Origin of the sequence: Rheinheimera pacifica, from assembly GCF_900108485.1 — a bacterium.
Classification (GTDB): Bacteria; Pseudomonadota; Gammaproteobacteria; order Enterobacterales; family Alteromonadaceae; genus Alishewanella; species Alishewanella pacifica.
Window position 1 is genome coordinate 1 of sequence record NZ_FNXF01000009.1, and the last position, 23,546, is coordinate 23,546.

Annotated in this window: 28 protein-coding genes; 15 read left to right on the forward strand and 13 right to left on the reverse strand. The window is 46.1% G+C overall.

Annotated elements, in window-relative coordinates:
• The 4 genes from BLW68_RS12120 to BLW68_RS12140 form a co-directional block, all read left to right on the forward strand.
• On the forward strand, nucleotides 1-327 hold a 327-nt coding region (locus BLW68_RS12120; RefSeq protein ID WP_143039961.1), incomplete at its 5' end, for a transposase.
• A gap of 78 nt (nucleotides 328-405) precedes the next feature.
• The gene (locus tag BLW68_RS12130) at nucleotides 406-1,035 is read left to right on the forward strand and encodes a zinc chelation protein SecC (protein ID WP_233079392.1); all 630 of its coding nucleotides are present in this window, start codon (nucleotides 406-408) and stop codon (nucleotides 1,033-1,035) included.
• A gap of 10 nt (nucleotides 1,036-1,045) precedes the next feature.
• Entirely contained in the window at nucleotides 1,046-1,915 is an 870-nt protein-coding gene (locus BLW68_RS12135) for a GNAT family N-acetyltransferase (protein WP_092793645.1), read from the forward strand.
• Between the two features lie 106 nt (nucleotides 1,916-2,021).
• Nucleotides 2,022-2,912 carry a transporter substrate-binding domain-containing protein gene (locus BLW68_RS12140; protein WP_092793647.1) on the forward strand — a complete coding sequence of 297 codons (891 nt, stop codon included), beginning with the start codon at nucleotides 2,022-2,024 and terminating at the stop codon, nucleotides 2,910-2,912.
• Here the strand turns inward: BLW68_RS12140 and BLW68_RS12145 are convergent.
• The 3 genes from BLW68_RS12145 to BLW68_RS12155 form a co-directional block, all read right to left on the reverse strand.
• Nucleotides 2,902-3,507, reverse strand: coding sequence for a DUF938 domain-containing protein (locus tag BLW68_RS12145; protein WP_092793649.1), 606 nt, complete (start codon nucleotides 3,505-3,507; stop codon nucleotides 2,902-2,904). The genes BLW68_RS12140 and BLW68_RS12145 overlap by 11 nt on opposite strands.
• 16 nt (nucleotides 3,508-3,523) lie before the next feature.
• Complete coding sequence (locus BLW68_RS12150) at nucleotides 3,524-4,156, reverse strand: porin family protein (protein ID WP_177172225.1); 633 nt, start codon at nucleotides 4,154-4,156, stop codon at nucleotides 3,524-3,526.
• Nucleotides 4,157-4,480: 324 nt separating this feature from the next.
• On the reverse strand, nucleotides 4,481-5,374 hold the full coding sequence (locus BLW68_RS12155) for a hypothetical protein (RefSeq protein WP_092793653.1): 894 nt from the start codon (nucleotides 5,372-5,374) through the stop codon (nucleotides 4,481-4,483).
• Between the two features lie 428 nt (nucleotides 5,375-5,802).
• On the opposite strand from BLW68_RS12155, the gene BLW68_RS12165 reads away from it, so the two are divergent.
• Nucleotides 5,803-6,732, forward strand: coding sequence for a hypothetical protein (locus BLW68_RS12165; protein ID WP_092793657.1), 930 nt, complete (start codon nucleotides 5,803-5,805; stop codon nucleotides 6,730-6,732).
• A gap of 68 nt (nucleotides 6,733-6,800) precedes the next feature.
• On the opposite strand, the gene BLW68_RS12170 is transcribed toward BLW68_RS12165, so the two are convergent.
• Entirely contained in the window at nucleotides 6,801-7,154 is a 354-nt protein-coding gene (locus tag BLW68_RS12170; protein ID WP_177172226.1) for a DUF3693 domain-containing protein, read from the reverse strand.
• A 121-nt stretch (nucleotides 7,155-7,275) separates the two neighbouring features.
• On the opposite strand from BLW68_RS12170, the gene BLW68_RS12175 reads away from it, so the two are divergent.
• The 10 genes from BLW68_RS12175 (at nucleotide 7,276) to BLW68_RS12215 (ending at nucleotide 14,205) form a co-directional block, all read left to right on the forward strand.
• Complete coding sequence (locus BLW68_RS12175; RefSeq protein WP_092793660.1) at nucleotides 7,276-7,677, forward strand: hypothetical protein; 402 nt, start codon at nucleotides 7,276-7,278, stop codon at nucleotides 7,675-7,677.
• Nucleotides 7,674-7,889 carry a hypothetical protein gene (locus BLW68_RS12180; protein ID WP_092793662.1) on the forward strand — a complete coding sequence of 72 codons (216 nt, stop codon included), beginning with the start codon at nucleotides 7,674-7,676 and terminating at the stop codon, nucleotides 7,887-7,889. The genes BLW68_RS12175 and BLW68_RS12180 overlap by 4 nt, the downstream gene beginning before the upstream one ends.
• Nucleotides 7,889-8,059: a hypothetical protein gene (locus tag BLW68_RS21135; RefSeq protein ID WP_177172227.1), complete on the forward strand. Its 171-nt coding sequence runs from the start codon at nucleotides 7,889-7,891 to the stop codon at nucleotides 8,057-8,059. Before BLW68_RS12180 ends, BLW68_RS21135 begins: the two co-directional genes overlap by 1 nt.
• Complete coding sequence (locus BLW68_RS12185; protein WP_092793664.1) at nucleotides 8,053-9,303, forward strand: phage/plasmid replication protein, II/X family; 1,251 nt, start codon at nucleotides 8,053-8,055, stop codon at nucleotides 9,301-9,303. Before BLW68_RS21135 ends, BLW68_RS12185 begins: the two co-directional genes overlap by 7 nt.
• Nucleotides 9,304-9,314: 11 nt before the next feature.
• Entirely contained in the window at nucleotides 9,315-9,683 is a 369-nt protein-coding gene (locus BLW68_RS12190) for a hypothetical protein (RefSeq protein ID WP_092793666.1), read from the forward strand.
• A 251-nt stretch (nucleotides 9,684-9,934) separates the two neighbouring features.
• Entirely contained in the window at nucleotides 9,935-10,141 is a 207-nt protein-coding gene (locus BLW68_RS12195) for a major coat protein (RefSeq protein WP_092793668.1), read from the forward strand.
• A 17-nt stretch (nucleotides 10,142-10,158) separates the two neighbouring features.
• Nucleotides 10,159-11,517: a hypothetical protein gene (locus BLW68_RS12200; RefSeq protein ID WP_143039962.1), complete on the forward strand. Its 1,359-nt coding sequence runs from the start codon at nucleotides 10,159-10,161 to the stop codon at nucleotides 11,515-11,517.
• A gap of 1 nt (nucleotide 11,518) precedes the next feature.
• Entirely contained in the window at nucleotides 11,519-11,884 is a 366-nt protein-coding gene (locus BLW68_RS12205; protein ID WP_092793671.1) for a hypothetical protein, read from the forward strand.
• A gap of 3 nt (nucleotides 11,885-11,887) precedes the next feature.
• Nucleotides 11,888-13,114, forward strand: a complete 1,227-nt coding sequence (locus tag BLW68_RS12210; protein ID WP_092793673.1) for a zonular occludens toxin domain-containing protein — start codon at nucleotides 11,888-11,890, stop codon at nucleotides 13,112-13,114.
• An 824-nt stretch (nucleotides 13,115-13,938) separates the two neighbouring features.
• A complete protein-coding gene (locus BLW68_RS12215; protein WP_092793675.1) occupies nucleotides 13,939-14,205 on the forward strand; it encodes a hypothetical protein in 267 nt (88 codons plus the stop codon).
• 5 nt (nucleotides 14,206-14,210) lie between these two features.
• On the opposite strand, the gene BLW68_RS12220 is transcribed toward BLW68_RS12215, so the two are convergent.
• From BLW68_RS12220 to serC, 9 genes are all read right to left on the reverse strand, one after another.
• Nucleotides 14,211-15,935, reverse strand: coding sequence for a potassium/proton antiporter (locus BLW68_RS12220; protein ID WP_092793677.1), 1,725 nt, complete (start codon nucleotides 15,933-15,935; stop codon nucleotides 14,211-14,213).
• 17 nt (nucleotides 15,936-15,952) lie between these two features.
• Nucleotides 15,953-16,657 (reverse strand): orotidine-5'-phosphate decarboxylase, encoded by a 705-nt coding sequence (pyrF, locus tag BLW68_RS12225; RefSeq protein ID WP_092793679.1) that lies wholly within the window; start codon nucleotides 16,655-16,657, stop codon nucleotides 15,953-15,955.
• A 14-nt stretch (nucleotides 16,658-16,671) separates the two neighbouring features.
• Nucleotides 16,672-17,808, reverse strand: a complete 1,137-nt coding sequence (locus tag BLW68_RS12230) for a tetratricopeptide repeat protein (protein ID WP_092793681.1) — start codon at nucleotides 17,806-17,808, stop codon at nucleotides 16,672-16,674.
• A 3-nt stretch (nucleotides 17,809-17,811) separates the two neighbouring features.
• Nucleotides 17,812-18,054 (reverse strand): hypothetical protein, encoded by a 243-nt coding sequence (locus BLW68_RS12235; protein WP_092793683.1) that lies wholly within the window; start codon nucleotides 18,052-18,054, stop codon nucleotides 17,812-17,814.
• Between the two features lie 41 nt (nucleotides 18,055-18,095).
• Complete coding sequence (gene ihfB, locus BLW68_RS12240; RefSeq protein ID WP_068237962.1) at nucleotides 18,096-18,380, reverse strand: integration host factor subunit beta; 285 nt, start codon at nucleotides 18,378-18,380, stop codon at nucleotides 18,096-18,098.
• 64 nt (nucleotides 18,381-18,444) lie between these two features.
• Nucleotides 18,445-20,121 carry a 30S ribosomal protein S1 gene (rpsA, locus tag BLW68_RS12245; protein WP_092793925.1) on the reverse strand — a complete coding sequence of 559 codons (1,677 nt, stop codon included), beginning with the start codon at nucleotides 20,119-20,121 and terminating at the stop codon, nucleotides 18,445-18,447.
• Nucleotides 20,122-20,231: 110 nt separating this feature from the next.
• Nucleotides 20,232-20,921 (reverse strand): (d)CMP kinase, encoded by a 690-nt coding sequence (gene cmk, locus BLW68_RS12250; protein ID WP_092793686.1) that lies wholly within the window; start codon nucleotides 20,919-20,921, stop codon nucleotides 20,232-20,234.
• Nucleotides 20,922-21,066: 145 nt separating this feature from the next.
• Nucleotides 21,067-22,347 (reverse strand): 3-phosphoshikimate 1-carboxyvinyltransferase, encoded by a 1,281-nt coding sequence (gene aroA / locus BLW68_RS12255; protein WP_092793688.1) that lies wholly within the window; start codon nucleotides 22,345-22,347, stop codon nucleotides 21,067-21,069.
• Complete coding sequence (gene serC, locus BLW68_RS12260; RefSeq protein ID WP_092793691.1) at nucleotides 22,344-23,426, reverse strand: 3-phosphoserine/phosphohydroxythreonine transaminase; 1,083 nt, start codon at nucleotides 23,424-23,426, stop codon at nucleotides 22,344-22,346. Before serC ends, aroA begins: the two co-directional genes overlap by 4 nt.
• Between the last annotated feature and the right edge of the window lie 120 nt (nucleotides 23,427-23,546).

Consider the following 23,546-nt stretch of genomic DNA (forward strand, 5'->3'; position numbering starts at 1 on the left):
AAGTTCCATGTGGTGCGCATGGCCAACGATGCCCTAGAGAGAGTGCGCAAGGGCCTCAGAAAGGAGCTGAAACCATCCCAGAGCCGGACTCTCAAGGGAGACCGGAAAATCCTGCTGAAACGCGCTCACGAAGTCTCAGACCGGGAGCGCCTCATCATGGAGACCTGGACAGGCGCGTTCCCGCAACTGCTGGCCGCCTACACCACGAAGCACAAGAAGAAGGCACCGACTGCGAAGGTCTCTCCTTTCTACAAGAAAACCATCGGTTACGGACTGCCGGACTTCGCAGAGGAACTCAACTACGGAGTCGATCTATCAACCATCTGAGGGTGGTATCAGATTGATGGGGTGAAGGTGCCCCATCAACCATTAAATCCGTATACCCGAAACCATTAAGGGGGCATTTTGACCAACTCAAACACCCCGCGAACCATCTCAAAGCAAGTCAATAGGTTAATATCAAAATTAAACCTGAAGGCACCACCGGTTTATGTAAAAGTGCAGCCTGAATCAGGCGCGATAGTGAGCGAATGCTTTCCGAATGTAGAACGCAAAGTTCTCTCAAGTGGCGGGAAAATGCTTTGCGGGTGGCAGATTTGGGAGTGGCCAAATGTCATGATAGAAGCAGAGTTTCATGCTATTTGGCAAAGCCCGGAAGGGGACTGGGTCGATATCACACCGAAGCAAGATGAAGAACAGACTATTTTGTTCGCTCACACTCCAAAGCGGCCATATGACGGCAAACGTGTTGACAATGTAAGACTCGCGTTACGTGATGACACCATCATTCATCACTTTATCCAAATATCTGAACTTATCAGCAAAGCTTTACAGGATGGCCGCGAATTCGAGTACGGTTTTATAACTGTACCTGAAGCAAAAATGAAACCACTTATGGAAGCCAAAAGATTTCTATTGGGGGCGCTAAAAGCGGGGTATAGAGATCACGATACGTGTTGTTGCAAGAGTTCTATTAAATACAAGCGATGCTGCGGAAAGGAAATTCAGAAATATATTTCTGAATCAGTTAGATAATATACTTTTCATGAGAAATTTCCAGAATCCCGGCAAACCCTCTATTCCCTTTACACCGGCAACAGGGCCCAGGCTTGGCCTGCTAAGTGCTGATCTTGCCGATAGCCTGTTGCCACTTATTTGTGCAGCAATAAAGCAGCGGTTGGACGCTAACGACTTTTGCAGTGCGCAATGGCTATATACCACCGCACCATTGCAACACAGCCTGACACAGCAGGGCTTTTTAGCGCGACATGATGTGCAGTTTTTATGGCAAAACAGCGGTTATAAGCAATTTGATGATTTTTTACAGCAGCTTAACGCCCGTAAGCGTAAGCAAATCCGCCAGGAGCGTAAGCAAACCAACGGTTTTAGCATCAAAACCCTGGATGGCAACGAGCTTAGCGCTGCACACTGGCAGGCGATTATCCGCTGTTATCAGGCTACCTATTTAAAGCGCTCCGGCCATCAGGGCTATATCAGCCCACAAAGCTTTATTGCTTTGGCTGAAACTATGGCCGATAGCATAGTGGTATTTGCGGCCTTTACCGGCGCAGCAGAACAAGACATTATTGCCGCTGCTCTGTGTTTTAAAAGTGCTGATACCTTGTACGGCCGTTATTGGGGTACACTTATTGATGCTGAGCATCTGCATTTCGAACTGTGTTATTACCAGGGTATTGAGTATTGCATCAGGCATGGCCTGCGCTATTATGACGCCGGCGCTCAGGGCGAGCATAAACTTAAGCGCGGCTTTGAACCGGTAATGCGTTATGGCAGTTACCGGTTTGCCGACACGCCGTTAAGCGGTGCTATAACAGCGTATTTTCAGCAGGAAACTGAACACCTTAAAGCCTATAGTGCGGCAGCGATGCAGGCTTTACCGTACAAAAAAATATAACAGTCAGAGCATCAGCAGTTGCCTATACTGACATCAGCGACGTTGTTGCACGTATGGCAACAGTTGATAATGATTTGCCCATGTTACTGCAAAATATAAGGTGGTTATGACATACACTTCCTTAGCAGCTTTATTTGTACTTACTATAGCTGCTATGCCACACAGCTTCGCTAAACCTTTATGGCTTACCGATATGGATCAAAGTGCTCTGGTGTACAAGAATGTGCCCGGCATTGATATTAACGCCGCCACGCGGCAGCTGTTGCTGGAACATATGTCCGGGCATCAGGACAGTATCACTATTGTTAATAACGAACGTGCCTTTCAGATGCTAAAAGCAAACACTTTGGCTTGCACCGGTAATAAAGTGCGCAATAGCGAGCGTGAGAGCTTTGCCTACTTCAGTGATGTACCGCAGCTGATTTTCCCCGGCATGCGTTTATATATGTTAAAAGCTACCGCAGAAACTGCCGGTATAGCAGGGCTGCAACATGATAAACGCCATTCTTTTGCCGAGATCAGCACCAGACTACCGCGCAGCCGTATCGGGGTAGTGGGAGGGCGTAATTATGGCGAGCCGTTGCAAGCCATTTTTGATCAACTGGCGGGCCGCAACCGCATTTATACCCGCACCGGCAATGATATGAGTGCGGCGGCTATGTTGGACATGCTGGCAAACGGCAGAGTAGAGCTGGTAGTGGAATACCCCAACGTGGTTCAGCACTACAGCGAAGCGCTGAACCATGCCGTAGAACTGGTTAGCGTAGAGATTAGCGAAGCGGCTGAGTACACTGGCGGCTACATTATGTGCAGTAAAAATGAGCAAGGTAAAATGCTGGTACAGGCATACAGTAATGCTATTCGACTGGCCAGCAAGGATAAACGCTACCTGCAGGCGCATTTACGCTGGTTTGATGTCAGTTCACATCACAAGGTTACCGCCTTGTACAACAAGGTGTATAACACCACGTTTGAACACGAGGCTTTTAACCCGTAGCACGTAAAAACTGCAGCAAACGGTTATTCGCCGGCATACTGTGGTCGTGCTGTAGGGTAAAACCGGCGGCATCGGCCAAAGCAACAACTGCAGCAATATCCCGAATACCCATCGCCGGGTCGCGGCTTTTAAGCGACAGATCAAAGGCTCTGTTGCTATCGCTGGTAAAGCTGTCGTTATAGTTAAAAGGGCCATAAATACAAAGCGTTGCCTGCTGCGTTGTTAAACCGGTTAAGCGGCTGAAAAACAGCTCTACCACTGGCCACGGCATAATATGCAGTGTATTGGCGCTAAACACTGCATCAAACTGCTGCTCAGGCAATGCATCAGCACTGATATCCAGTTGCAACGGCAAGGGCAGGTTAGGCAAGGCTGCCCGGCGCAGCCTTTCAGTTAAATCGCTCAGATACACCGCCTGATCCGACGCCTGCCAGCGTAAATGCGGCAAAGCAGCAGCAAAATGCACCGCATGCTGGCCGGTACCACTGCCGACTTCCAGCACCTTACTGCAATTGGCAAACGCCTGCTGCAACACAGCTAAAATCGGCGCTTTGTTGTTTTCGCAAGCCTGGGAGAAGGGCAGATCGCTTTGCATTAATTTGGTCACCTTGTCAGAAATTCAGTGCAACGCCGGTGCCCAGTAAAGATGCATCACTGTCGAACTGATAGTTAATGTATAAATCGATCATTGGCGTAACGCGATAACGCGCCGAGATATCACCAAAAGTACTGCTGTCACTGCCTGAGCTGTCGTTATAACGTAGTGCTGCTGACAGTTCCAGATTCTGGATTACAAGATAACGAAAACCAGCACTGGCCTGAAAACCGTTGAACGTTCGTTTTTCAAAACCAACTACTTCCATTTCTGAACGTACATAGCCAGCTTCAATAAAGGAATCAATGTTCTTAGCCACTGCCTGGCGCAGGCCCAAACCTACAACTAATTCAGATGCTTCCAGCTCAATATCAGCAACGCCAACATCACCTGATACGTCATAGTAAGAAGCATGCAGGTACAAGTTATCAGACAGTAAATAACGGGCGTTTAGCTGATAACCATCAAGATCAATGTCGTCAGGGCCAATATTTTTAATCGTTGCTTTGGCATAACCAGCACCTACGTAATTCCAGTTAATATCAGACTTAGCAGCCTGTTTCCAGCCAGTGTTTGGCGTATTGGCTTGTGCAGTAAAAGCAGAGCAGCCTAAAGCGGTCAGAGCCAGGCCAGCGATAATTGACTTCATAAAACCTCTGTTGTGATCTAAGGGAAATAAACGCAAACAGAGTAGCATCTTTGCAGCAAATAAGTGAAATTATTCAATAAAGTATTGTAGTATCAACGTTATGCCGCAAACTGGACGAATGTGCTGCAGTTGATAAAGGAAAAGTGATGAATAACGCACAACAAGATCTGTTTTTAAGTACGCTGAAGCAGCAATTTGCTGATATTTTTACTACTAACTAGAAAGTGAGGGCAGCCTATTAGCTGTCACTTAATTGCCAATTCAACATAATGGAAGAGAGGAAACGGGCGAAAACCTGTTTTTAGTCAATGATATAACATTTGACTAAGTTTCTAGAGGGGTAGCAAAGCTAAATGTTCCCTCTAAGTGTAATTCTGACGCTAATTCTACTTTGCAGTTGCTTTCAAAAAATTCACCTTCCTCATCCCATATATCTTTCATTACAAAGTAATCTCCTGAATGGAATCCGTGATTGAAATGCAAGAGTATAGTTTGAATGTAAATAGCTCCAGCTCTGCAGGCATGAATTAGCAGCCATAGTAAATTTGTCTTAACATCTTCTCTCCCCAAATACTCTGGATTGTCTATTATTGGGAAAATACCATGAGAAACATGATTACGAAGAACTCTGATTTCATCTAATGCAAAACTGTTATCGCCTTCAGCAATATTGTTGGTGCGAACGACTTTCAACGAAAAGTCATTGGTATATTTTTGGAAACGATGATGGAAGTTCTTCATTATATGGAAAAAATTGACTGGTAAAGATTCTTTAGGAATCTGATTGATTACGACTATAGCTCTCATACTGGACTCTTTAAATCTTTTATTGTCAGGGGTATTAATTACAGAATCCAAAGCCAAATACTTATTATCGATAAAGCGGTAAGCTTCCTCCATTGCATTTGTGACATACATAAATCTGGTTAAGGCTGTAGAATACTCTGTAAAGTGCTCGTCATCAGAGGCTTCTTCGTCTATATCAGAAGGGCAATACATATCTGACATTTCATCCCTAAATCGCCACCATTCCATATCAACTTTTTTCAAATGACAAGCTAACTTGAGCCAATCGCCAATTACTGATGTATTAACTATTCTCGTATATCCGTTTTTAGTAAATTTTGCTGTGTTACCCAAGTACCTGCATAGTTCAGAAAGTTCGAAGAGATGCGACTGTAGATCTCTGTTTTTACTGCAGATAGGGCACTTTGTCATAGTTAACTCCTTGTAAAATTAGTAATCCATATTATCCGAAATTTAAGAAATTTATTCATTCGGCTGAATAAAGTTCATTTACCAATCTATTCATATAATCCGCTGTATGCAATAGCATTTTGTATTTAGTACCACTGGTGATGTCTTTGAGCCTGTCCCTTGTAGCTTTGAGCTGCTTTACTGACTGTTCTGCTGTCCACTTATAGCGCCATATCATAGCAACGTCACCGACCGTACAACTGCCGTGTGGTGTAGGCATTATGTCGTCTTTGTCTGTAGTGCCCGAGGCGTTCGTTAGTGGTAAGAATGGGTGAGGGTAGTTAACCGCCATTAATGCTTAAAATATGTTAAATACTTGCGCTTTTAGCTGACTGCGAGGTATGTTCTACGCGAATTCACAACAACTCACAAGCTACAAGGATACGCTAATGTCTACTTTACTGGTGGTGATTCAGTTTTTAATTGATTTGATAAACTCAGGTTTTCAGCTATTTAAGAACTTGAAATTATTACCTTTTAATAAGCGAAAAGACGTTAGTCGCGATACCTTAAACACCATTCCGGAACGTTTTATTTATCTGTTCGAGTGTCATGGTGTACACCGCAACCAGATACCGGCTTTTTTCGGCCATGGTATAACACTGCATGCAATGACAGATCTGGCCGAACTGAGTAAACAGCTTACACCGGAAATCTTGCAGCAAGCATCAAGCTTATTCGGTGTAAGGCAGGACTGGCTGGAATGCGTAAGCGACAAGATTTATAACGTACCAGACTTTTATAAACACCCGGAAAAATTTGACCAGTACATAACTGAGCTTAAGCAAACAACCAATGAGTTGTGGTGCTATGTGCTTAGAACACATGAGTCTACGCACGCAGATGACAATTCAGATGGAGCATTTCTGTTTGTAGAGACGATAGGCGTGATTAATAACCGTGAAATCGTCAGATATTGTCCGGTAGGCCATTTATGCATTGGTTACTGGAAAAGCCGTGCAGATTTTGCGGCAAACTGTGGCTTGCTGATTAAGTCTGGTATTCAGCAAGTTGGTAAGTACGCAAATAAAGACTGGCTGAATCTGTTTAACAGCGGAACGGTTATTCCTGAATATGATTATCAGGATGGCAGCGTAGCTTTGGCGTCTTCTGCAGTTTGGCACATAGACGAGTTTTTTGAACGGCCGGAGCATTTTTTAAAAGGCGTGGATGCAGAAGCGAATAACTTTGGGTTGCATAGCGCAGTTGAGCGCTGGTTGCGATGGAGTGAAAAGGGTTACTTTGATGTATTTGGTGATGGTAGCCATCCGAGGTGTCGAAAACAGTTTGAGAGAAAGCTGGAGGAGTTACTGCGGTAGTTTGCTTAAAACAGCCTTATTATAATAATTATCAATTTAACATAATATACATTATGGGATATAGACAACTAGGCAAAAACAGCCTTGTTATTGCCGTTAGATTCCAAACCGCCAAAAACAACAGTTACAGCCAGTATCGCGGCTAAGACTGACTTATTCAGCTTTTTTGCCAGATTGTGCCATGCGCTTTTAGCTTCCTCTGATTTTGCTGTTTCTTCTGCTAACTGCACCAGAACCCATTCAGTATTCAAATTGCACTCACTCGCAATGAACAGCGCCTGTTCCTCGGTTAAGTGCCTTTTGCCTGATTTAACTTCAGACACAATGCTTTTGGTGCACTTAGGCAGCACAGCTAGCACCTCAGAATCTTTTGTTAATCCCTTTGCGTTTTTCAGCTCGCAAATTAATTCGTAGCTAAACATAAAGCCTCTCTTGACAGTTCGCATGTTTGCGAATTAATATTCCTTTGTTCGCAAGTTTGCTGACTTATTAGTGAACCTGCACTTAACCAAATTCGAAGTAGTATAACCAAGGGCTGGCGCTATGGATATCAAGGAATTAAAAAGGCTTTTAGAGGTACAGGCGGTAACGTTCGTTACTGTGACCAAATCACTTAACTGGCGCTTTGCCGTTCACTACTCGTGTACTGCAAATCTGGTTTACCCGCTGGGTCACGTTACCCTTACCTTAAAGCACCCTCACACTGCCTCAGAGCTGTTGTTACTGCGTCTGTTAGATGATAATCGTATTCCTTTTCAGTATGAAGATTTAACGGCCGCCGCTGGCTTCTTTGTCAGTACAGCCAGCACCGACACGGATAGTCAGCAGCGGCCACCTTGCTCAATCTGCGGCAAAAAACGCTTTAAAACCAGTCTTAACTGCTACAACCCCAGCAAGCGCTCTAACAACCGTTGGACCTGCTTACTACAGAGGGATGCGGCATGAAAAAGCTAAAGAAACAGCCACCAGAAGCGCCTATTATCCGCTTCCATTACTGCCCACTGTGCAACAGCCGTAGCGTGGTTAGCACCGTACAGCAGCACCCTGATGATACTTTCACACTGTGCAAGCATACCTGTGATAACTGCGGCCACATTGCTAAAGAGTTTCCGTTATCCGGTCATCAAAAATTATCCACAGAAACGGTGGATAACTAATGGATAGCTTTAATCAGTTTGTCGCGAACTGGAAAGAAGACCCGCCTCTGATGCTGATTATTACCCTTATTGTTTTGTGCATCTATGCCTTAGTGGCAGCTTCTTTTGCCTTCTTTTTTGCTTTTTCGCTCGCGTACTGGCTTTCTGAATTTGGTATCACCTTATGTTAGATATGGCCGGGATCAGCATTCCATTCCTATCTGAACACGTTGCCGAAACTGACCACGGCGGCCTGCTCAGAAACATTGAGTTCCTGTGTGCTGAATTAGGCATGACACTGGAAGGCGAAGTGTTTTGGGAGAACGGTCAGCGTAATGTCCAGCGCCTACGCCACAAGTTTGAAAGCCTGCCAAGCTCATTTGCGTCACTGGCCTATAAGGTTACAGACGGCACCGATTTTAAGCGCTGGCCCTATGTGCGCATTTCTGGCTGTCCTGCCAAGCTGCTGCAAGGGCATAACGTATATGGCTCAGATAACGCTGATTTGTGCATTATGTCACTGGTCGAAGCCTTTACCCTGGCATTTCCTGAGTTATCAACATCACTTGATTGGTTTCACGCCACCATTGATTTCATTGACGTCACCTACTCCGCCCAGGTTGAAAACGAAGTTGTGGCCCAGCAGGTAATAGACACTTTGCGCCATTTAAATTACGGCCAGACACGGCTAAGCGCTGACCATAAGAAGTTTAAAACCACCATTTACTGGAACAAAGGCAGCGAGCACAAAGAGCTTAAAGCCTATTTAAAACTGCCGGAGCTGGATAACCAGATTAAGCAACTTACCCGCAAATGGGTTAATGAGAAGCACGATCACCTTAAATACCAAATTGAACAGATAACAAAGCCGCACATCAGAGAAGCGGCAACCGGCGCTGTACGTTTTGAAGCCCGGCTTAAGTCCCGCTGGCTAACTGCTAACGGCATTCCATGCACACTTGCATATTTTACCAATCCAGAAAATCAACCTGACTTCCCAGCATTATGGGCAAAAGCATTTAACGACATATTTAGAACATTCGCAGGTGCCACTATGAACGCACACGACAACACCGAAGTATTGAACCAATTACGCGCTATACACTTTCGCATGACACCGAACGGCAACATTTCCTACGCCAAAGCTGAAACGCTATATGACCTATACACCGCGATAATGAAAGACGGCTTTAAAAAGACTAAAGACCGTATTTGCGAACGCTCACGCGCCACATGGAAACGCAAAATAGACGACTTGCAAAGCGCCGGTTTGTCTCTTGCTCAGCTAATGCAATTTACTGGCGAAAACGCCAACGTCATACCGCTAATTCGCTTGATTAACGTCGATTTTGCTAACCAGTTACCCGCAGATTTTACCGAACCGCTGCCATTATCGCGGCAGCTTAAACAACCTCAGTTACGACTGGCATCTTAGGAAATACCACCATGAAACAATTACAAACCGGATTATTCGCTCACGGCATTTTTAAAGGCTTCGTTAACAAACAAGGCAGACCAAATGCCCAGGGCATTGCCAAAAGCCGCCTTACTTGTGCGGTAGAAGTTTTAACTCATACAGAGTTTGGCCCCGTTACTGAAATGAAAGTGTTCGGCGTTAATGATGACCTCGTTCAGGCCGGTATACCGCCTCGCATGTCCACCCTGCAGGATAAACCGGTAATGCTGCCCTTCACTATCCGCGAATGGGAGTTCAACGGCAAAAGCGGTGTCTCTGTAAACCTTTGTTTTTCCATTAAACAGCTTCTTGACGCTGATGCAGTGCTTATCAAGCACACGGACGCTAAGGCCGCGTAATGGAAACCGTAACATTCGACCCAGACCAAGTTGAATACATTCTCACCGCCATTTTAACAATGGCGGCATGTATCTCGGCTTTTCTGGGTTTCAATGCGTGGGAGTCAGTCGCCAAATGATGACCCCCACATTTATCAGCGGCGTGTTATTCGCTGCATACGCTAGTGGCTGGGCAGTCGGTGCGGGTTGGTATCTCCTTCGTCGCTTCGTCTGGACAGCCACAAATTAAACCAAAACTGGAGTAATCCGATATGAAAAATCTGAAACAAAAAGCGGTATTAGCCGCAATGTTATTGTTAAGTTCCACTGCCGCTATGGCTGATGTCTCTGCTGCATTAGAAGCGGTGGAAGCCGATATAAGCTCATTTGCATCTGCTGGCTGGGGCTTTGCTACGGCCGTTGTTGTTGCTTTGACCGGCATCAAGTTGTTTAAGAAGTTTGTTGGTCGCGCGACCTAAAACCGAAGGCTCCAGACATGAAAACGTTAATGTTATTTATCGCCTTAACTGCTTCTGTCTGGAGCAGTTTTTCGTATTCAGAATCACTGGAAGTTTATATTAGCCGTTTTTCCAATGAGGGCTCCACTTACAACAACTGCTCGTCGTCTAACGTCTGCTACCAGACTTTTTACATGCCTGTTTCCGCAACAAATGACGATTTAAAAACACAGTATCTTTTTCAAATAACCAATATTACTTATTCTAATAAATCCTGTCACATGGATGGGCCTTCTAGATTTTTCCGTTGCCCGGAAGCATCTTCTTTAAGGTCGTACTTTACTTTTACAGCTACAAACTCACCCGCTGAACCTACCCAAACCTGTAAAACTGTTGAAGGCGCATTTATAGACGGCTATCACAATTCTGAAAACGATTTCTGCGCCATCGTAGGCAGCACAGGCGGTTCAAACCCTCAGCCTCTCATGTGTGTTGCAAAAAATTTAGCTGAGATACCTGCAAACTCTGGCAATTTTCAGCATACGATAAGCGCTAATGATTGCAACTCACCTACCGGCCCCATTGCTCCTGATGGTGATGGCACAGACCCTGGCGAACCCTGCACAGAAAACTGCGAACCCACAAATCCCGAAACACCCCCAGGTGGCGGTGATGATGGCTCAGAAATACCCGACACGGGCGGTGGCTCTAACTCCAGTAACACATCCGTTACCGGCAGCATTACCGATAGCCAGGGCAATATTACTAACATCAACCTGACAATGGATCAGGATTTCAGCCCCATAACCAACCGGCAGAATGAAACAAACGAGCGCTTAAAAGCCGAAAACCAGAACAGTTCAACCATCATTGACCGGCTAAATGACATTATCAAAGGCGGCACTGATAATGGTAAAAAACTTGATGGCATTAAAGACGCCATAACCGGCCTTGGCGAAGGTGAAGATACAGACTTATCCGGAATTGAGGGCAAATTAGACGGTATCAAAGAAGGCATCGACGGCATTAAAGATGGCATGGGAACCTCACAAGACGGTGAGGATGCCGCCAACAACGTAGACCTTCCTGATGTAGAAAAAGCTATCAATGATGGCTATGACGCCATTATGGACGCCATAAATTCTGATGCAAATAACCAAGTAACAGATGGTCTGCAGAATGTCGGCACCGGCTTAACCGCATTTGAATCTATTCCGCAAATTTTCGCGCTGGCCAGTGAAAACTGTGGCCCTCTTAACTTTGGCGATATACGAATGGATCTCTGCCCTTATGCTTCCACATCGTCTTATGTGCTTACGTGGGTATTAACCATCTTAACCATTATTTTCATTGTTTTTAGTGTCGTTTCCGATATCAAAAAAATAAGGATGACCTGATATGCCAGTTATTGCTTTTTTAGGTGCTATGTTCAGCAAAATAGGCCAGTGGTTTCTTGTTAAATGGATTACAGGCGCCCTTAGAACTGTTGCTATTTATACCGTGCTTATTGCCGCTTATGGCACAGCTGCATTTTCTTTTATAAGTCTGGCTAATAACATGCTGCTATCTTGGGTTAACGGTTTATCTCCCGTTGGACAGCTTATTTTTAGTAGCTTTGCTGCATTTTTACCTCCAAACATGCCCTATTTGCTAACCGGTGTTTTGACCTATTTACTCTTTAGTGCGGCGTTTCATCTCACTATTGAAATTGCCAAGTTAAAAGCAGAATGGGCAGAAAAAGCCCTTGGCAGCTTCAAGGCGTAATGTATGCCGGTATGGGTTGTTACAGGCAAGCTGGGTGCTGGCAAATCGCTAATGAGCGTCAGCCGCATTCAGAAGTATTTGCTTGAAGGGCGCAAGGTTGCTACCAACCTTAATATTTTTCCTGAGCATATGCTTGGCATGGATAAGAAGCACACAGAGCTTTACCGCCTGCCCGATATCCCTACGATTACCGACCTGCAAGCCCTTCCCCGCGGCTATAACGATGAAAAAATAGATGAAAGCAAAAATGGCCTGCTGGTGCTTGATGAATGCGGCATTTTTCTTAACTCCCGGGGCTGGAATGACCCCGGCCGCAAAGAGGTCAATGCGTTTTTTAAATTGCTTCGCAAACTGCGCTGGGATGCCGTTTTCATCATTCAGGACATAGAGAACCTAGACGCCGATGCCAGGCGCACCATAGCCGAACACGTTGTTTACTGTCGGCGCATGGATAGAATGAAAATACCCATTGTCAGCGCCCTGTTTAAGCTGTTTACCACTTACGATTTGCCATTGCCATCAGTACACCTTGGCATTGTGAAATACGGAACTGAATTAAACAGCCTGACTGTTGACCGCTGGACATACTACGGTAGCAGCTTGTATGACGCTTATGACACCGAGCAACTCTTTAGCACCACAGAAAACTTAGGGGCCATAGATGGCCTAACAACCATTTTACCGACCTACTACACCCATGGCCGATACATCAGCAAAAAGCAGAGGTTTATCAATGCAATTAGGAACTTCAAAGCCAAAGGCATTCATTTTTTTTCATTTGGGGCATTAGCTGCAGCATTCACCGTTAATGCCCTTGTCACGTTTGAACCAGAAGCCCCGCAAAAAGGCATATTCACCTGCAATGACACGTACAAAGCGCTTTATGGCTCATGCAGTGCCAAAGCGATAGCGCCGTATGAATACTACTATCCAAAGCCAGAAAAGCAGGACGACAAAGCCGAAACTGAGTCACAGGCAACAGAGCCTGGACAATCACAGGTCATTTACATGGCCGGCTGGCAGCTCACCAATAAAGGTTGGCAGGTCAATTTTGTTGACGACACCGGAGCGCCTTACTACCCGTTAAGCTACCGGGTTAGAGAAATGGGCCAGTGTGTGGCCAGAATACAGATAGAAGGCGTGACACAGCGCCTGACTTGCATGCCAAACAAGCTGGCGTTTAGCCAGCCGCCTAAGCCGGTTGATTTAGAACCTGCAGCCCAGCTTTGAGCGTGCCCATGCCCCTTTATGGGGTTGGGTACGCGAGATGCTGGCTGTAGCATCGTTAAACCGCATTCAAACCTGCCACCACTCCCGCGCGTTGCCATGCACTTAGCCGCTGTTTTCGCCTTAACCTGATGCTGCCACCAATGGCCGAAGGCCATGCAGCGAGCATCGACCGGAGGGAGACGCACAGCGGGAACCAAACCACCTTTTGGCAGCAGATGTCTTTTTCGCGTAAAACCTGCCCTGAAGTGAATCCGGCGCCGGTTCGCGCTCTGCCGAACCACAGCAGCGAAGCTGCATAAAAAGCTCTGGCGAAGCCAGGCATTAGATCGCTTTAGCGTTCCGCACAACGTGCGTCATTCTCGCGCCGTCTCCGGCGCCGCGATTTTCGCGTTTTCCCCCTCTCGGCGCGTCTCCGCGCCCGCGATTTTTCCGGCACGCTAAGCCCTGAAAAAACAACTTTTCTTCCCGATTTGCTAAATTTGGGGTTAACCCGCAGGGTGGACTACAGTAATAGTCCACTCTTGTTTCATTTTGAAACAAAACTACCCCATTTCACGCTTTTGCTATCACCTGACAAAACGTACAAAAAAGGCCGGTTTGTGAAAACCAGCCTTTATGCCAATCTAACTATATGATTAATAAGAACTAATTTACCATAACAATTACATTATAGGATATGTGGCAGGGGTTGATAAAACAGCTATTGAAACCATAAAATCCATTTATCACTTCTAATTACCTTTATTATGCTTCCAATAGGCTTTCTATTTTAACTCAGCGCTGTAGAATGCTGTCATTCGGTATTTCTCTTCAGGTTTTATATTATGGCAATTACCATTCGCCCCAATGATGAGCAACTGGCTATTTTAGCCAAAGCACAGCGTATGACGGCTGAACTTACTTACTCCAAAGCTATCTTTAAAGGCCTTGCTGAATATGTGCAGCTGAAAAAAGACTTTGATGAGCTGGAAAAAAAGCATAACGCACTGCTAAGTGCGCATGCTGAATTAAAAGACACAGTAACCATGTATGTTATGTCGAAAACCAAACTGGAACGCATGCTGCAAAATGACGCCAAAGCGCAGGATTAACAGCGTTAATCAGCTACGGGTTTAATACCCACCTGAGTTGCTTCGCCGGCGTCATTTACCTGGCGCACTGTTAGTAACAGTTTATCAAGCTGCACCTGGTCCCCAATAACCACCCGGCGGTGAAAGCGCTGTGTAATATAGCCTGCCAGTGTTTGCTGTTTGTCCTGATCTTCAAAGTTTATGGTGTAAAACGCATCTAAATCACTCAGGCTGATATTGCCGTTAAGTACAAAATCACCAAAGAAACTGCTTTGGCTTATTACTGATTTCTCTGCATCTTTGGCCAGCACTTCGCTTATTTGTCGTGCATGCTTCAGTTTGGTTAGTACCATTATGGTGTCTTTGGCATTAAACACCGGTTGTTTTGCCGGTAATATCCATTCACCGTTACGTACCACACCTAAGAACTGTACAGGTTGCTTAAACTGTAAATCTGGCCAACTTGAAGCCAGCACCGGCGAGTTGTCTGTTACTTTAAATGCCAGCACTTCCATTACATCGTTGCTGGGTACTGCATCCAGCGGCATCACCTGATCTGGTGTCAGCTCAGCCGGTACTTCAAGTTTTAACCAGCGCGCTACCGGCACTATGCTCCAGCCTTGCACCACTAACGACACAATAACCACCACAAAGGCGACGTCAAAATACAAATGCTCATCCGGCATACCGGCCAACCAGGGAAACAGCGCCAAAATAATAGGCACTGCGCCGCGTAGCCCAACCCAACTGATAAACAGCTGATCGCGTGCCGGAAAACGAAATGGTATTAAACTGAGAAATACGGCTATTGGCCTGGCAATAAAAATCAGCACTGCAGCCAGCAATAAAGCCGGTACCAGATGGTTCATTAAATTGCTGGGCACAACCAGTAAGCCTAACATCAGAAACATACCAATCTGGCTGATCCAGGCTAAACCGTCGTGCATACGCAGGATGTGAATAATTTGCGGCAACCTGGCGTTCCCGACCAGATAGCCCATTAAATACACGGCTAAAAAGCCGCTGCCACCAAAAGTATTGGTTACTGCATAAATGAAAATACAGCTGGCCACAGCCAGCAAGGGGAAAAAAGCAAAGCTAAGAGGTAATTTACGGCATAAAAATACAAAGATGCGCCCTGCCGTATAGCCCATAACGCCCCCTACTACAGCTTGCTGTAAAAAGGTTGCCCCGACGTCCCAGCTGAAGGTTTTGCCTTCAACTAATACCCCTACCAAAGTCAGCGTTAAAATAACCGCCATAGGATCATTACTGCCTGATTCTATTTCCAGCGTTGAGGCCACCCGGTCTTTAATACGCAGCCCTTGCGACTGGAAAATAGAAAACACCGCTGCGGCATCGGTTGAGCTTAAAATAGCGCCCAGCAGTAGGCCTTGCAATAAGGTCATATCCAGTAAATAAGCCGCAGAAACACCGACAATACCACAGGTAAGTACTACGCCAAGAGTGGCCAACATAGACGCCGGAGCCAGAGCTACACGGAAACGTTCCGGGTGGGTACGCATGCCCCCATCAAACAGAATAATAACTAAGGCGATAGAGCCGATTAAAAACGCTACCTGCGGATTATCGAACTTGATGCCAACCAGTCCCTGCTCACCTGCCAGCATGCCAATGATAAGAAATACCAATAGCATCGGCGCGCCAAGACGTGCTGAAATAAGAGTAGCTATGATGCTGATAACAAAAAGAAAACCGCCAATTAATATCGCGAGGTTTATGCCATCCACCCTAACCTCCAGATAAATTAAGCGTTTGATATCTCCTGAACTATAGCATTCAGTGCTTGCAGTGGTTGTACTGCCTTAGTGATTGGGCGTCCGATCACCATATAATCGACACCTGCCGTCAGCGCCTGTGCGGGTGTCATTACACGTTTCTGGTCGTCCTGGCTACTGCTGGCCGGGCGAATACCCGGTGTAACCAAACAAAAGTGTTTGCCAAATTGTTGTTTTAACAATGCCGCTTCTTGTGCTGAGCACACTACGCCGTCCAAACCAGCACCATGCGCCAAAGTGGCAAGCTTTAGTACCTGTTGCTCTGGCGTTTGATTAATGCCTAGTTCGGTTAAATCACTCTGCTCCATACTGGTTAACACAGTAACAGCTATAAGATAAGGCTTATCATCACCATACGTTATCAGCGCCTCACGCGCTGCATGCATCATTTTACTGCCGCCACTGGCATGCACATTTACCATCCACACTCCCAAATCAGCGGCCGCTTTTACCGCTTTAGCTACGGTGTTGGGTATATCGTGAAATTTTAAATCCAGAAACACATCAAAATGGCGTTGCTGCAGTTGTTGCACAAACTGTGGGCCAAAGTGAGTAAACATTTCTTTGCCGATTTTCAGCCGGCACAGAGTTGGGTCTAACTGGCTGACTAAATTCAGTGCTTCTGCTTTTTGTTCAAAATCAAGAGCCACCACCACAGGAGTCTTACAGGACATGCTTTTTCCTTTCACTAACGACCGTCAATGCCGCTGATAGGCTCTACAGTTTCCCACTGCTGACAAGACGGACACAACCAATAATGTTTACGGGTTTTAAAGCCGCAGTTACGGCAACTGTATAACGATTTTTTATCCAGATAGGCGTTAACCAGCTCTTCAACTGAAGACAAAGCCTCAGCGGCCGGTGCCGACTGCTGTTGCCGGATCTGCAGTAATTTTTGAAACAACCGGATACTGGGTTGTTGTTTTAATTTATCCAGCAGAAATTGTTCAGCAGCGGTGGCCGAACCATGCTGAGCCAGCCAACTGGCCAGCAGCACCACGGCGCTGATATTATGTTGTTTATTGGCCAGCTGACTTAATAGCTGATACCACTCTTCGTCGGTCAGAGCGCATTGTTGTAACAACGGTAAGATATCGGCGCTCCATTGCGGCCTGTGTTCAACAATATATAACAAGGCAGATTTGGCCAGCGCAGTATGCTGCTCTGCCAGTGCTCGTTTAGCCAGCTCATATTTAGGCCGCACTGCAGCCGGGTAACGTGAAGCTAACTCCAGCAATGGCTCGGTGCTTTGCTCGGGTTGTTGCTTAAGTGCTTCAATTTGCATATTGGCCTGAGCAATACGCAAAGAGCTTGATTCGGTGCTATTTACCACAGCGCTATATTGCTTAACTTTATGCCACTCGTGAGTAGCAATAAAAATACTAAACAGTTGTTTTAGAGCAGCTTCTCCAAGTACCGGTGATTTAACCAGGTTAACCAGTAATTTCTCAGCTCTGTCATACAAGCCGGCAGAAAAATAATCTTTGGCCAGTTCAAACTGAATTTGCTGAGCTTGCGGTTTTGGCAATTTAAGCTGATGTAGCTTTTCGTGAATACGAATAGCTTTATCCCAGTCGCCTTTACGGCGAAACAGGTTTGCCAGCGCGAGATAGGTTTCAATGGTGGCTGCTTCTATATCAAGCAACTCCAACAGCTGCTCAATAGCTTTATCTTCCTGATCAGTTAATAAGAAATTTAAACCGGAAGATAAATTGCGGGTAATACTGGCGCGGCCTTTAAGTTCTTTATGTGTAACGCTGTTGCGTCCCATAAACCAGCCATAGGCTGCAGCTACCGGCAATAACAAAAACAGCAGCTCTAACATAGGCTAGCTGTTTTCCGTGGATTTACGCAGCCAACCCTTTGCTTTACGTTGCAGTGAATACAGCAGGGCTATCATAAGGCCAAGCAGGATGCCCAGCAGCAGGAAAATCAGCGCAATATCAACAACTCTTAAGCGTGCGCTGACAATAAGAAGATTTAAATCAGCAAGTTGCTGATTAATAGAACCAAACAGCACCCCTACTACAATCAGGGCTACTATTACTGCGATATAAAGTAGTCTGCGCAAGGGAAACTCCGTTTACGCCTGCAAACTCAATAAATTGAGGCTCAGGTGTTGTCTTTTACCCGGTCACGTAATTCTTTACCAGGCTTGAAATGCGGTACATGTTTACCGTCCAGTTCAACCTTGTCACCGGTTTTAGGATTACGCCCTACACGCGGTGCACGGTAATGCAGTGAAAAACTACCAAAACCACGAATTTCAATACGTTCGTTAGCGGCTAATGATTGCGCCATCTGCTCGAGGATTTCTTTAACTGAAGCTTCAACATCCTTGACCTGAATATGCGGGAAATCAGTAGCTAATTTTTCAATTAATTCAGACTTGGTCATAGCCCCTCCGGCAAACCTGATTTTGGATAAAGCAGGAGGCTTAAGCCCCCTGCTTCGTTAGCAATTAATCCTGCTTCTGAGCAGCTTTAAATGCTTCGGCCATAGCGTTACCACCAAAATCAGCTTCTTGTTGCTTGCTGTTGACAGTATCCATAGCTTCTTTTTCTTCAGCTTCAAATTTCGCTTTGATTGACAGGCTGATTACGCGATTCTTGCGGTCAACACCCATCAAACGAGCTTCAATTTCTTCGCCAACTTTCAGCACTGTAGTGGCATCTTCAATACGCTCACGCGCGATATCAGATACACGAACGTAACCTTCTACAGCACCTTCTAACATTACAGTAGCACCTTTAGCGTCAACGGCAGTTACTTCACCTTTAACGATAGCACCTTTTTTGTTGTCAGCAAGGTAGCCGTTGAACGGGTCTTCGTCCAGCTGCTTGATACCTAAAGAAATACGCTCACGCTCTGGGTCAACTTGTAACACAACTGCATGTACTTCGTCGCCTTTCTTAAAGTCACGTACCGCTTCTTCGCCAGTAGCGTTCCAGCTGATGTCTGATAAGTGAACCAGACCGTCGATGCCGCCATCTAAACCGATGAAGATACCGAAGTCAGTGATTGACTTGATCTTACCGCTTACGCGATCACCCTTGTTGAAGCCCTTAGCGAACTCTTCCCATGGGTTAGCTTTACACTGTTTCAGGCCTAAAGAAATACGACGACGTTCTTCGTCAATTTCCAGAACCATAACTTCCACTGAATCACCTAAGTTAACGACTTTAGATGGGTGGATGTTTTTGTTGGTCCAGTCCATTTCTGAAACGTGTACTAAGCCTTCTACGCCTTCTTCGATTTCTACGAAGCAGCCGTAATCAGTCAGGTTAGTTACGCGGCCAGTGATGCGGGCGCCTTCTGGGTAACGTGATGCGATAGCGGCCCATGGATCTTCACCCATTTGCTTCAGACCTAAAGATACGCGTTGCTTCTCACGGTCAAATTTCAGTACTTTTACTGGAATTTCGTCGCCAACGTTAACGATTTCGCTTGGGTGCTTAACGCGCTTCCATGCCATATCAGTGATATGCAGTAAGCCGTCTACGCCACCTAAGTCTACGAATGCACCGTAGTCAGTCAGGTTCTTAACGATACCTTTAACTTCCATGCCCTCTTCCAGCGTTTCTAACAGCTGGTCACGTTCATGGCTGCTTTCTGATTCAATAACGGCACGACGTGATACCACCACGTTGTTACGCTTCTGATCCAGTTTGATAACTTTGAACTCAAGTTCTTTGTTTTCCAGGTGCAGAGTGTCACGCACCGGACGTACGTCTACTAATGAACCAGGCAGGAATGCACGAATGCTGTCAACTTCAACTGTGAAACCACCTTTAACTTTACCAGTGATAACACCGATAACAGTTTCTTTGTCTTCACAGGCTTTTTCCAGACGTACCCATGCTTCGTGGCGTTTAGCTTTCTCACGAGACAGTTGGGTTTCACCGAAACCATCTTCAATAGCGTCTAACGCTACGTCAATGATGTCGCCAACGCTTACTTCGATTTCGCCGTTCAGAGATTTGAACTGTTCAACCGGGATAGCGGCTTCTGATTTCAGACCTGCGTCAACCATAACAACATCTTTCAGAACAGCAACAACTGTTCCTTTGATGATAGAGCCAAGGCGTGTTTCAGATTTGAAGCTTTCTTCAAGTAGTTGTGCAAAATTTTCAGTCATAGTCACTTTTTCAGTTAAGTGCTCCACGCCGCGTCGTGCGTTGTGGGGTTGCTAAATTTACCTGTTTAAATCCATTTAACAGGCTGTCCAAAATGCGGTTTTGGCCTGGTTCACACTAAGCCTGGTATTTTCATACCCGCGTAGTTCAGTACCTCTTCCAACACTTGTTCAATAGTTTTATTGGTCGAATCCAGCATGTAGGCGTCGGCAGCTGGTTTCAGCGGCGCAGTAGCACGATTCATATCGCGCTCGTCTCTTGCCTGGATTTCGCTCAAAAGGTCGCCGATGTTAACATCAAAGCCCTTTTCTTTCAACTCTAAATAGCGCCGTCTGGCGCGCTCTTCCGGGGTGGCTGTTAAATATATTTTAACGGCAGCCTGCGGAAATACCACAGTACCCATATCACGGCCGTCGGCTACTAAACCGGGCTCTTCAGCAAAGGCACGCTGGCGGCGTAGCAATGCTTCTCTTACCCGTGGCAGTGAGGCAATTTTTGATGCTAAATCAGCGACTTCTTGGGTGCGAATGGTATGCGAAACATTTTCGCCTTCGAGGGTTATACGGATATTGCCGTGCTCATCACTACTGAACTGCACATCAAGATGCGCCGCCAACGGTTGTAAGGCTTCTTCGTCATCACAAACAATCTGGTGATGCATAGCTGCCAGAGCCAGCACGCGGTAAATAGCGCCACTGTCGAGTAATTGCCAGCCTAAACGCTGGGCCAGTAAACGGCAAATGGTACCTTTGCCGGAACCGCCGGGGCCATCTATGGTAATTACTGCTGCAGAATGTGGCATCCTACCCCCTTTCAAACTACTGTTAATCGGATTTAAAAACGGCGGTATTATACAGCTTTTTGCGACAAGATCTGTGTTTAATTGCGCTAAAGCGAAGGAAAGACGCGCAGTTAGAAGGCTACGCGTCTGGATGTTTTTTTGTTATTTAACCAGCCAGTTGGGAAAATAAACTGAAGTAATTCGGGAAGGTTTTAGCGGTGCAATCCGGATCTTCAATCGTTACCGCAGTATCGCTCAAAGCAACCAGCGAAAAACACATCGCCATACGATGGTCATTGTAAGTGGCAATGCTGGCGTGCTTAAGTGTGGCCGGTGGTGTCACTTTGATATAATCGTGGCCTTCTTCTACCTCTGCACCCACTTTTCGAAGCTCAGTCGCCATAGCCGCTAAGCGGTCGGTTTCTTTTACCCGCCAGTTATACACATTGCGGATAACCGTAGGCCCTTTGGCAAATAACGCTGTGGTGGCAATGGTCATGGCTGCATCGGGTATAGCGTTATAATCACGGTCAATGCCGTTAAGCTCATTACGCGTAACCATAATATAGTCATCGCCCCACTCAACCTTGGCTCCCATCGCTTCCAGCGCGTCAGCAAAGTGAATATCACCCTGCACTGCGTGTTTGCCAATGCCGGTCACTTTTATGCTGCCGCCTTTAATCGCTGCCGCCGCCAAAAAGTAAGATGCTGATGATGCATCGCCCTCTACCAGCCACTGGCCTGGTGAGCGGTACACCTGCTTACCCCTGATACTAAAACGTTTGTAGTCATGGTTTTGCACGCTAACACCGAAACGCTGCATCAGCGCCAGGGTAATATCAATATAAGGCTTGGATACCAGCTCGCCGATGATGTCTATTTCGCTGTCACCATCAAGCAGCGGCGCCACCATTAACACGGCGGTTAAAAACTGACTGGAGATACTGCCGTCAATCTGCATTTTACCGCCAGATAATGCTTTACCTTTGATCTGCAGCGGTGGAAAGTCTGCATTGCCCAGATAGCGGATATCGGCTTGCCACTGGTTAAGTGCATCAACTAAATGGCCAATCGGCCGCTCATACATGCGTGGCTCGCCGGTGAGGGTCACATCGACGTTCGACGCAGCCAGTGCCGCAGTTAATGGCCGCATCGCTGTACCGGCATTACCCAGGAACATTGTTAGCGCATGCGGGTGATTAAATAAACCGCCAATACCCTGTACCTGGCATTTGGTGCGACAGACAGACAACGTATAGCTGATACCCAAGGCCGTTAAGGCATTAAGCATATGTTTAATATCATCGCTATCGAGCAAGTTAGTAATATGTGTTGTACCCTCTGCCAGTGCTGCCAGCAACAGCACGCGGTTAGAAATACTTTTTGAGCCCGGCAAATGTACTTCGCCGTTCATTTTGCTGATGGGGTTTAAGGTTAGTGTTTTCATCCGTGCACCCGCTCAAATTCCTGCATAAAGCTCACTAACGTTTGCACACCTTCCAGCGGCATAGCGTTATAAATACTGGCACGCATACCGCCAACCATACGGTGACCTTTTAGTGCCAGTAAGCCATGTGTTTCAGCCTGATCAACAAACATATCGTTTAACCGCTCATCACTTAAGAAAAACGGTACATTCATCCACGACCGGTACGCCGGATCGACGTCATTGCTATAAAAATCACTTTTATCTATAAAATCATACAGCAAGCTGGCTTTAGCCTGGTTACGCGTAGCCATCGCGGTAACGCCACCTTGCTGTTTTAACCATTTAAATACTAACGCCGCCAGATACCAGGCAAAAGTAGGCGGTGTATTAAACATGCTATCGTTTTCTGCGGCTAAGCGATAATCCAGTACCGACGGAATAACCGCATCTTTGCCGGGTAACAAATCTTCGCGCACTATGGCCAGCGTTAACCCTGATGGGCCGATATTTTTCTGCGCACCGGCATAAATAACGCCGTAGCGGCTAACGTCAATTGGTCTGGATAAAATAGTGGAAGACAAATCGGCCACTATCGGGCTATCCGTATCTGGCAAGGCGGTAAACTCAACGCCATCTACGGTTTCATTCGGACAGCAATGCACATAGGCAGCACCTTTTGTTAACTGCCAGTCAGTCGGTGCGGTAACAGTGCGAATATTATTGGCCGTTTTTTGGCGGATATCCTGTACGTTAATATCACCGTATTTTACTGCTTCTTCCACCGCTGATTTTGACCAGGCACCAGAGACAATATAGTCGGCACTTTGGCCAGGCTTTAACAAATTAAGTGGTACTGCCGAAAACTGGCCCCGACCGCCGCCATGCATAAACAACACTTTATAATTTGCCGGAATACTGAGCAAATCACGTAAATCCTGCTCAGCTTCTGCGGCCAGGCGGATAAAGGGTTTGCTACGGTGGCTCATTTCCATTACTGAGCAGCCATGTTGTTGCCAGTTAATAAATTCCTGTTGTGCCTGCTGCATTACTTCTGTTGGTAACATTGCCGGGCCGGCACAAAAATTAAAGGTTGTCATTTTTACTGCTTACTCCTGATTTAGCGCGTCTATTTAACTGGCCTGGTGGTATTTATTGCTGCCGGCTTAATACCGATCTTTTTTGTAGCTGATAAAAAGCAAAACGAGCGCATAAGCGCC

Coding starts and splice junctions, on each gene's coding strand:
- BLW68_RS12135 (WP_092793645.1), top strand. CDS start 1,046: ATGAGAAATTTCCAGAATCCCGGCAAACCCTCTATTCCCTTTACACCG.
- BLW68_RS12140 (WP_092793647.1), top strand. CDS start 2,022: ATGACATACACTTCCTTAGCAGCTTTATTTGTACTTACTATAGCTGCT.
- BLW68_RS12145 (WP_092793649.1), bottom strand. CDS start 3,507: ATGCAAAGCGATCTGCCCTTCTCCCAGGCTTGCGAAAACAACAAAGCG.
- BLW68_RS12150 (WP_177172225.1), bottom strand. CDS start 4,156: ATGAAGTCAATTATCGCTGGCCTGGCTCTGACCGCTTTAGGCTGCTCT.
- BLW68_RS12155 (WP_092793653.1), bottom strand. CDS start 5,374: ATGACAAAGTGCCCTATCTGCAGTAAAAACAGAGATCTACAGTCGCAT.
- BLW68_RS12165 (WP_092793657.1), top strand. CDS start 5,803: ATGTCTACTTTACTGGTGGTGATTCAGTTTTTAATTGATTTGATAAAC.
- BLW68_RS12170 (WP_177172226.1), bottom strand. CDS start 7,154: ATGTTTAGCTACGAATTAATTTGCGAGCTGAAAAACGCAAAGGGATTA.
- BLW68_RS12175 (WP_092793660.1), top strand. CDS start 7,276: ATGGATATCAAGGAATTAAAAAGGCTTTTAGAGGTACAGGCGGTAACG.
- BLW68_RS12180 (WP_092793662.1), top strand. CDS start 7,674: ATGAAAAAGCTAAAGAAACAGCCACCAGAAGCGCCTATTATCCGCTTC.
- BLW68_RS21135 (WP_177172227.1), top strand. CDS start 7,889: ATGGATAGCTTTAATCAGTTTGTCGCGAACTGGAAAGAAGACCCGCCT.
- BLW68_RS12185 (WP_092793664.1), top strand. CDS start 8,053: ATGTTAGATATGGCCGGGATCAGCATTCCATTCCTATCTGAACACGTT.
- BLW68_RS12190 (WP_092793666.1), top strand. CDS start 9,315: ATGAAACAATTACAAACCGGATTATTCGCTCACGGCATTTTTAAAGGC.
- BLW68_RS12195 (WP_092793668.1), top strand. CDS start 9,935: ATGAAAAATCTGAAACAAAAAGCGGTATTAGCCGCAATGTTATTGTTA.
- BLW68_RS12200 (WP_143039962.1), top strand. CDS start 10,159: ATGAAAACGTTAATGTTATTTATCGCCTTAACTGCTTCTGTCTGGAGC.
- BLW68_RS12205 (WP_092793671.1), top strand. CDS start 11,519: ATGCCAGTTATTGCTTTTTTAGGTGCTATGTTCAGCAAAATAGGCCAG.
- BLW68_RS12210 (WP_092793673.1), top strand. CDS start 11,888: ATGCCGGTATGGGTTGTTACAGGCAAGCTGGGTGCTGGCAAATCGCTA.
- BLW68_RS12215 (WP_092793675.1), top strand. CDS start 13,939: ATGGCAATTACCATTCGCCCCAATGATGAGCAACTGGCTATTTTAGCC.
- pyrF (WP_092793679.1), bottom strand. CDS start 16,657: ATGTCCTGTAAGACTCCTGTGGTGGTGGCTCTTGATTTTGAACAAAAA.
- BLW68_RS12230 (WP_092793681.1), bottom strand. CDS start 17,808: ATGTTAGAGCTGCTGTTTTTGTTATTGCCGGTAGCTGCAGCCTATGGC.
- ihfB (WP_068237962.1), bottom strand. CDS start 18,380: ATGACCAAGTCTGAATTAATTGAAAAATTAGCTACTGATTTCCCGCAT.
- rpsA (WP_092793925.1), bottom strand. CDS start 20,121: ATGACTGAAAATTTTGCACAACTACTTGAAGAAAGCTTCAAATCTGAA.
- cmk (WP_092793686.1), bottom strand. CDS start 20,921: ATGCCACATTCTGCAGCAGTAATTACCATAGATGGCCCCGGCGGTTCC.
- aroA (WP_092793688.1), bottom strand. CDS start 22,347: ATGAAAACACTAACCTTAAACCCCATCAGCAAAATGAACGGCGAAGTA.
- serC (WP_092793691.1), bottom strand. CDS start 23,426: ATGACAACCTTTAATTTTTGTGCCGGCCCGGCAATGTTACCAACAGAA.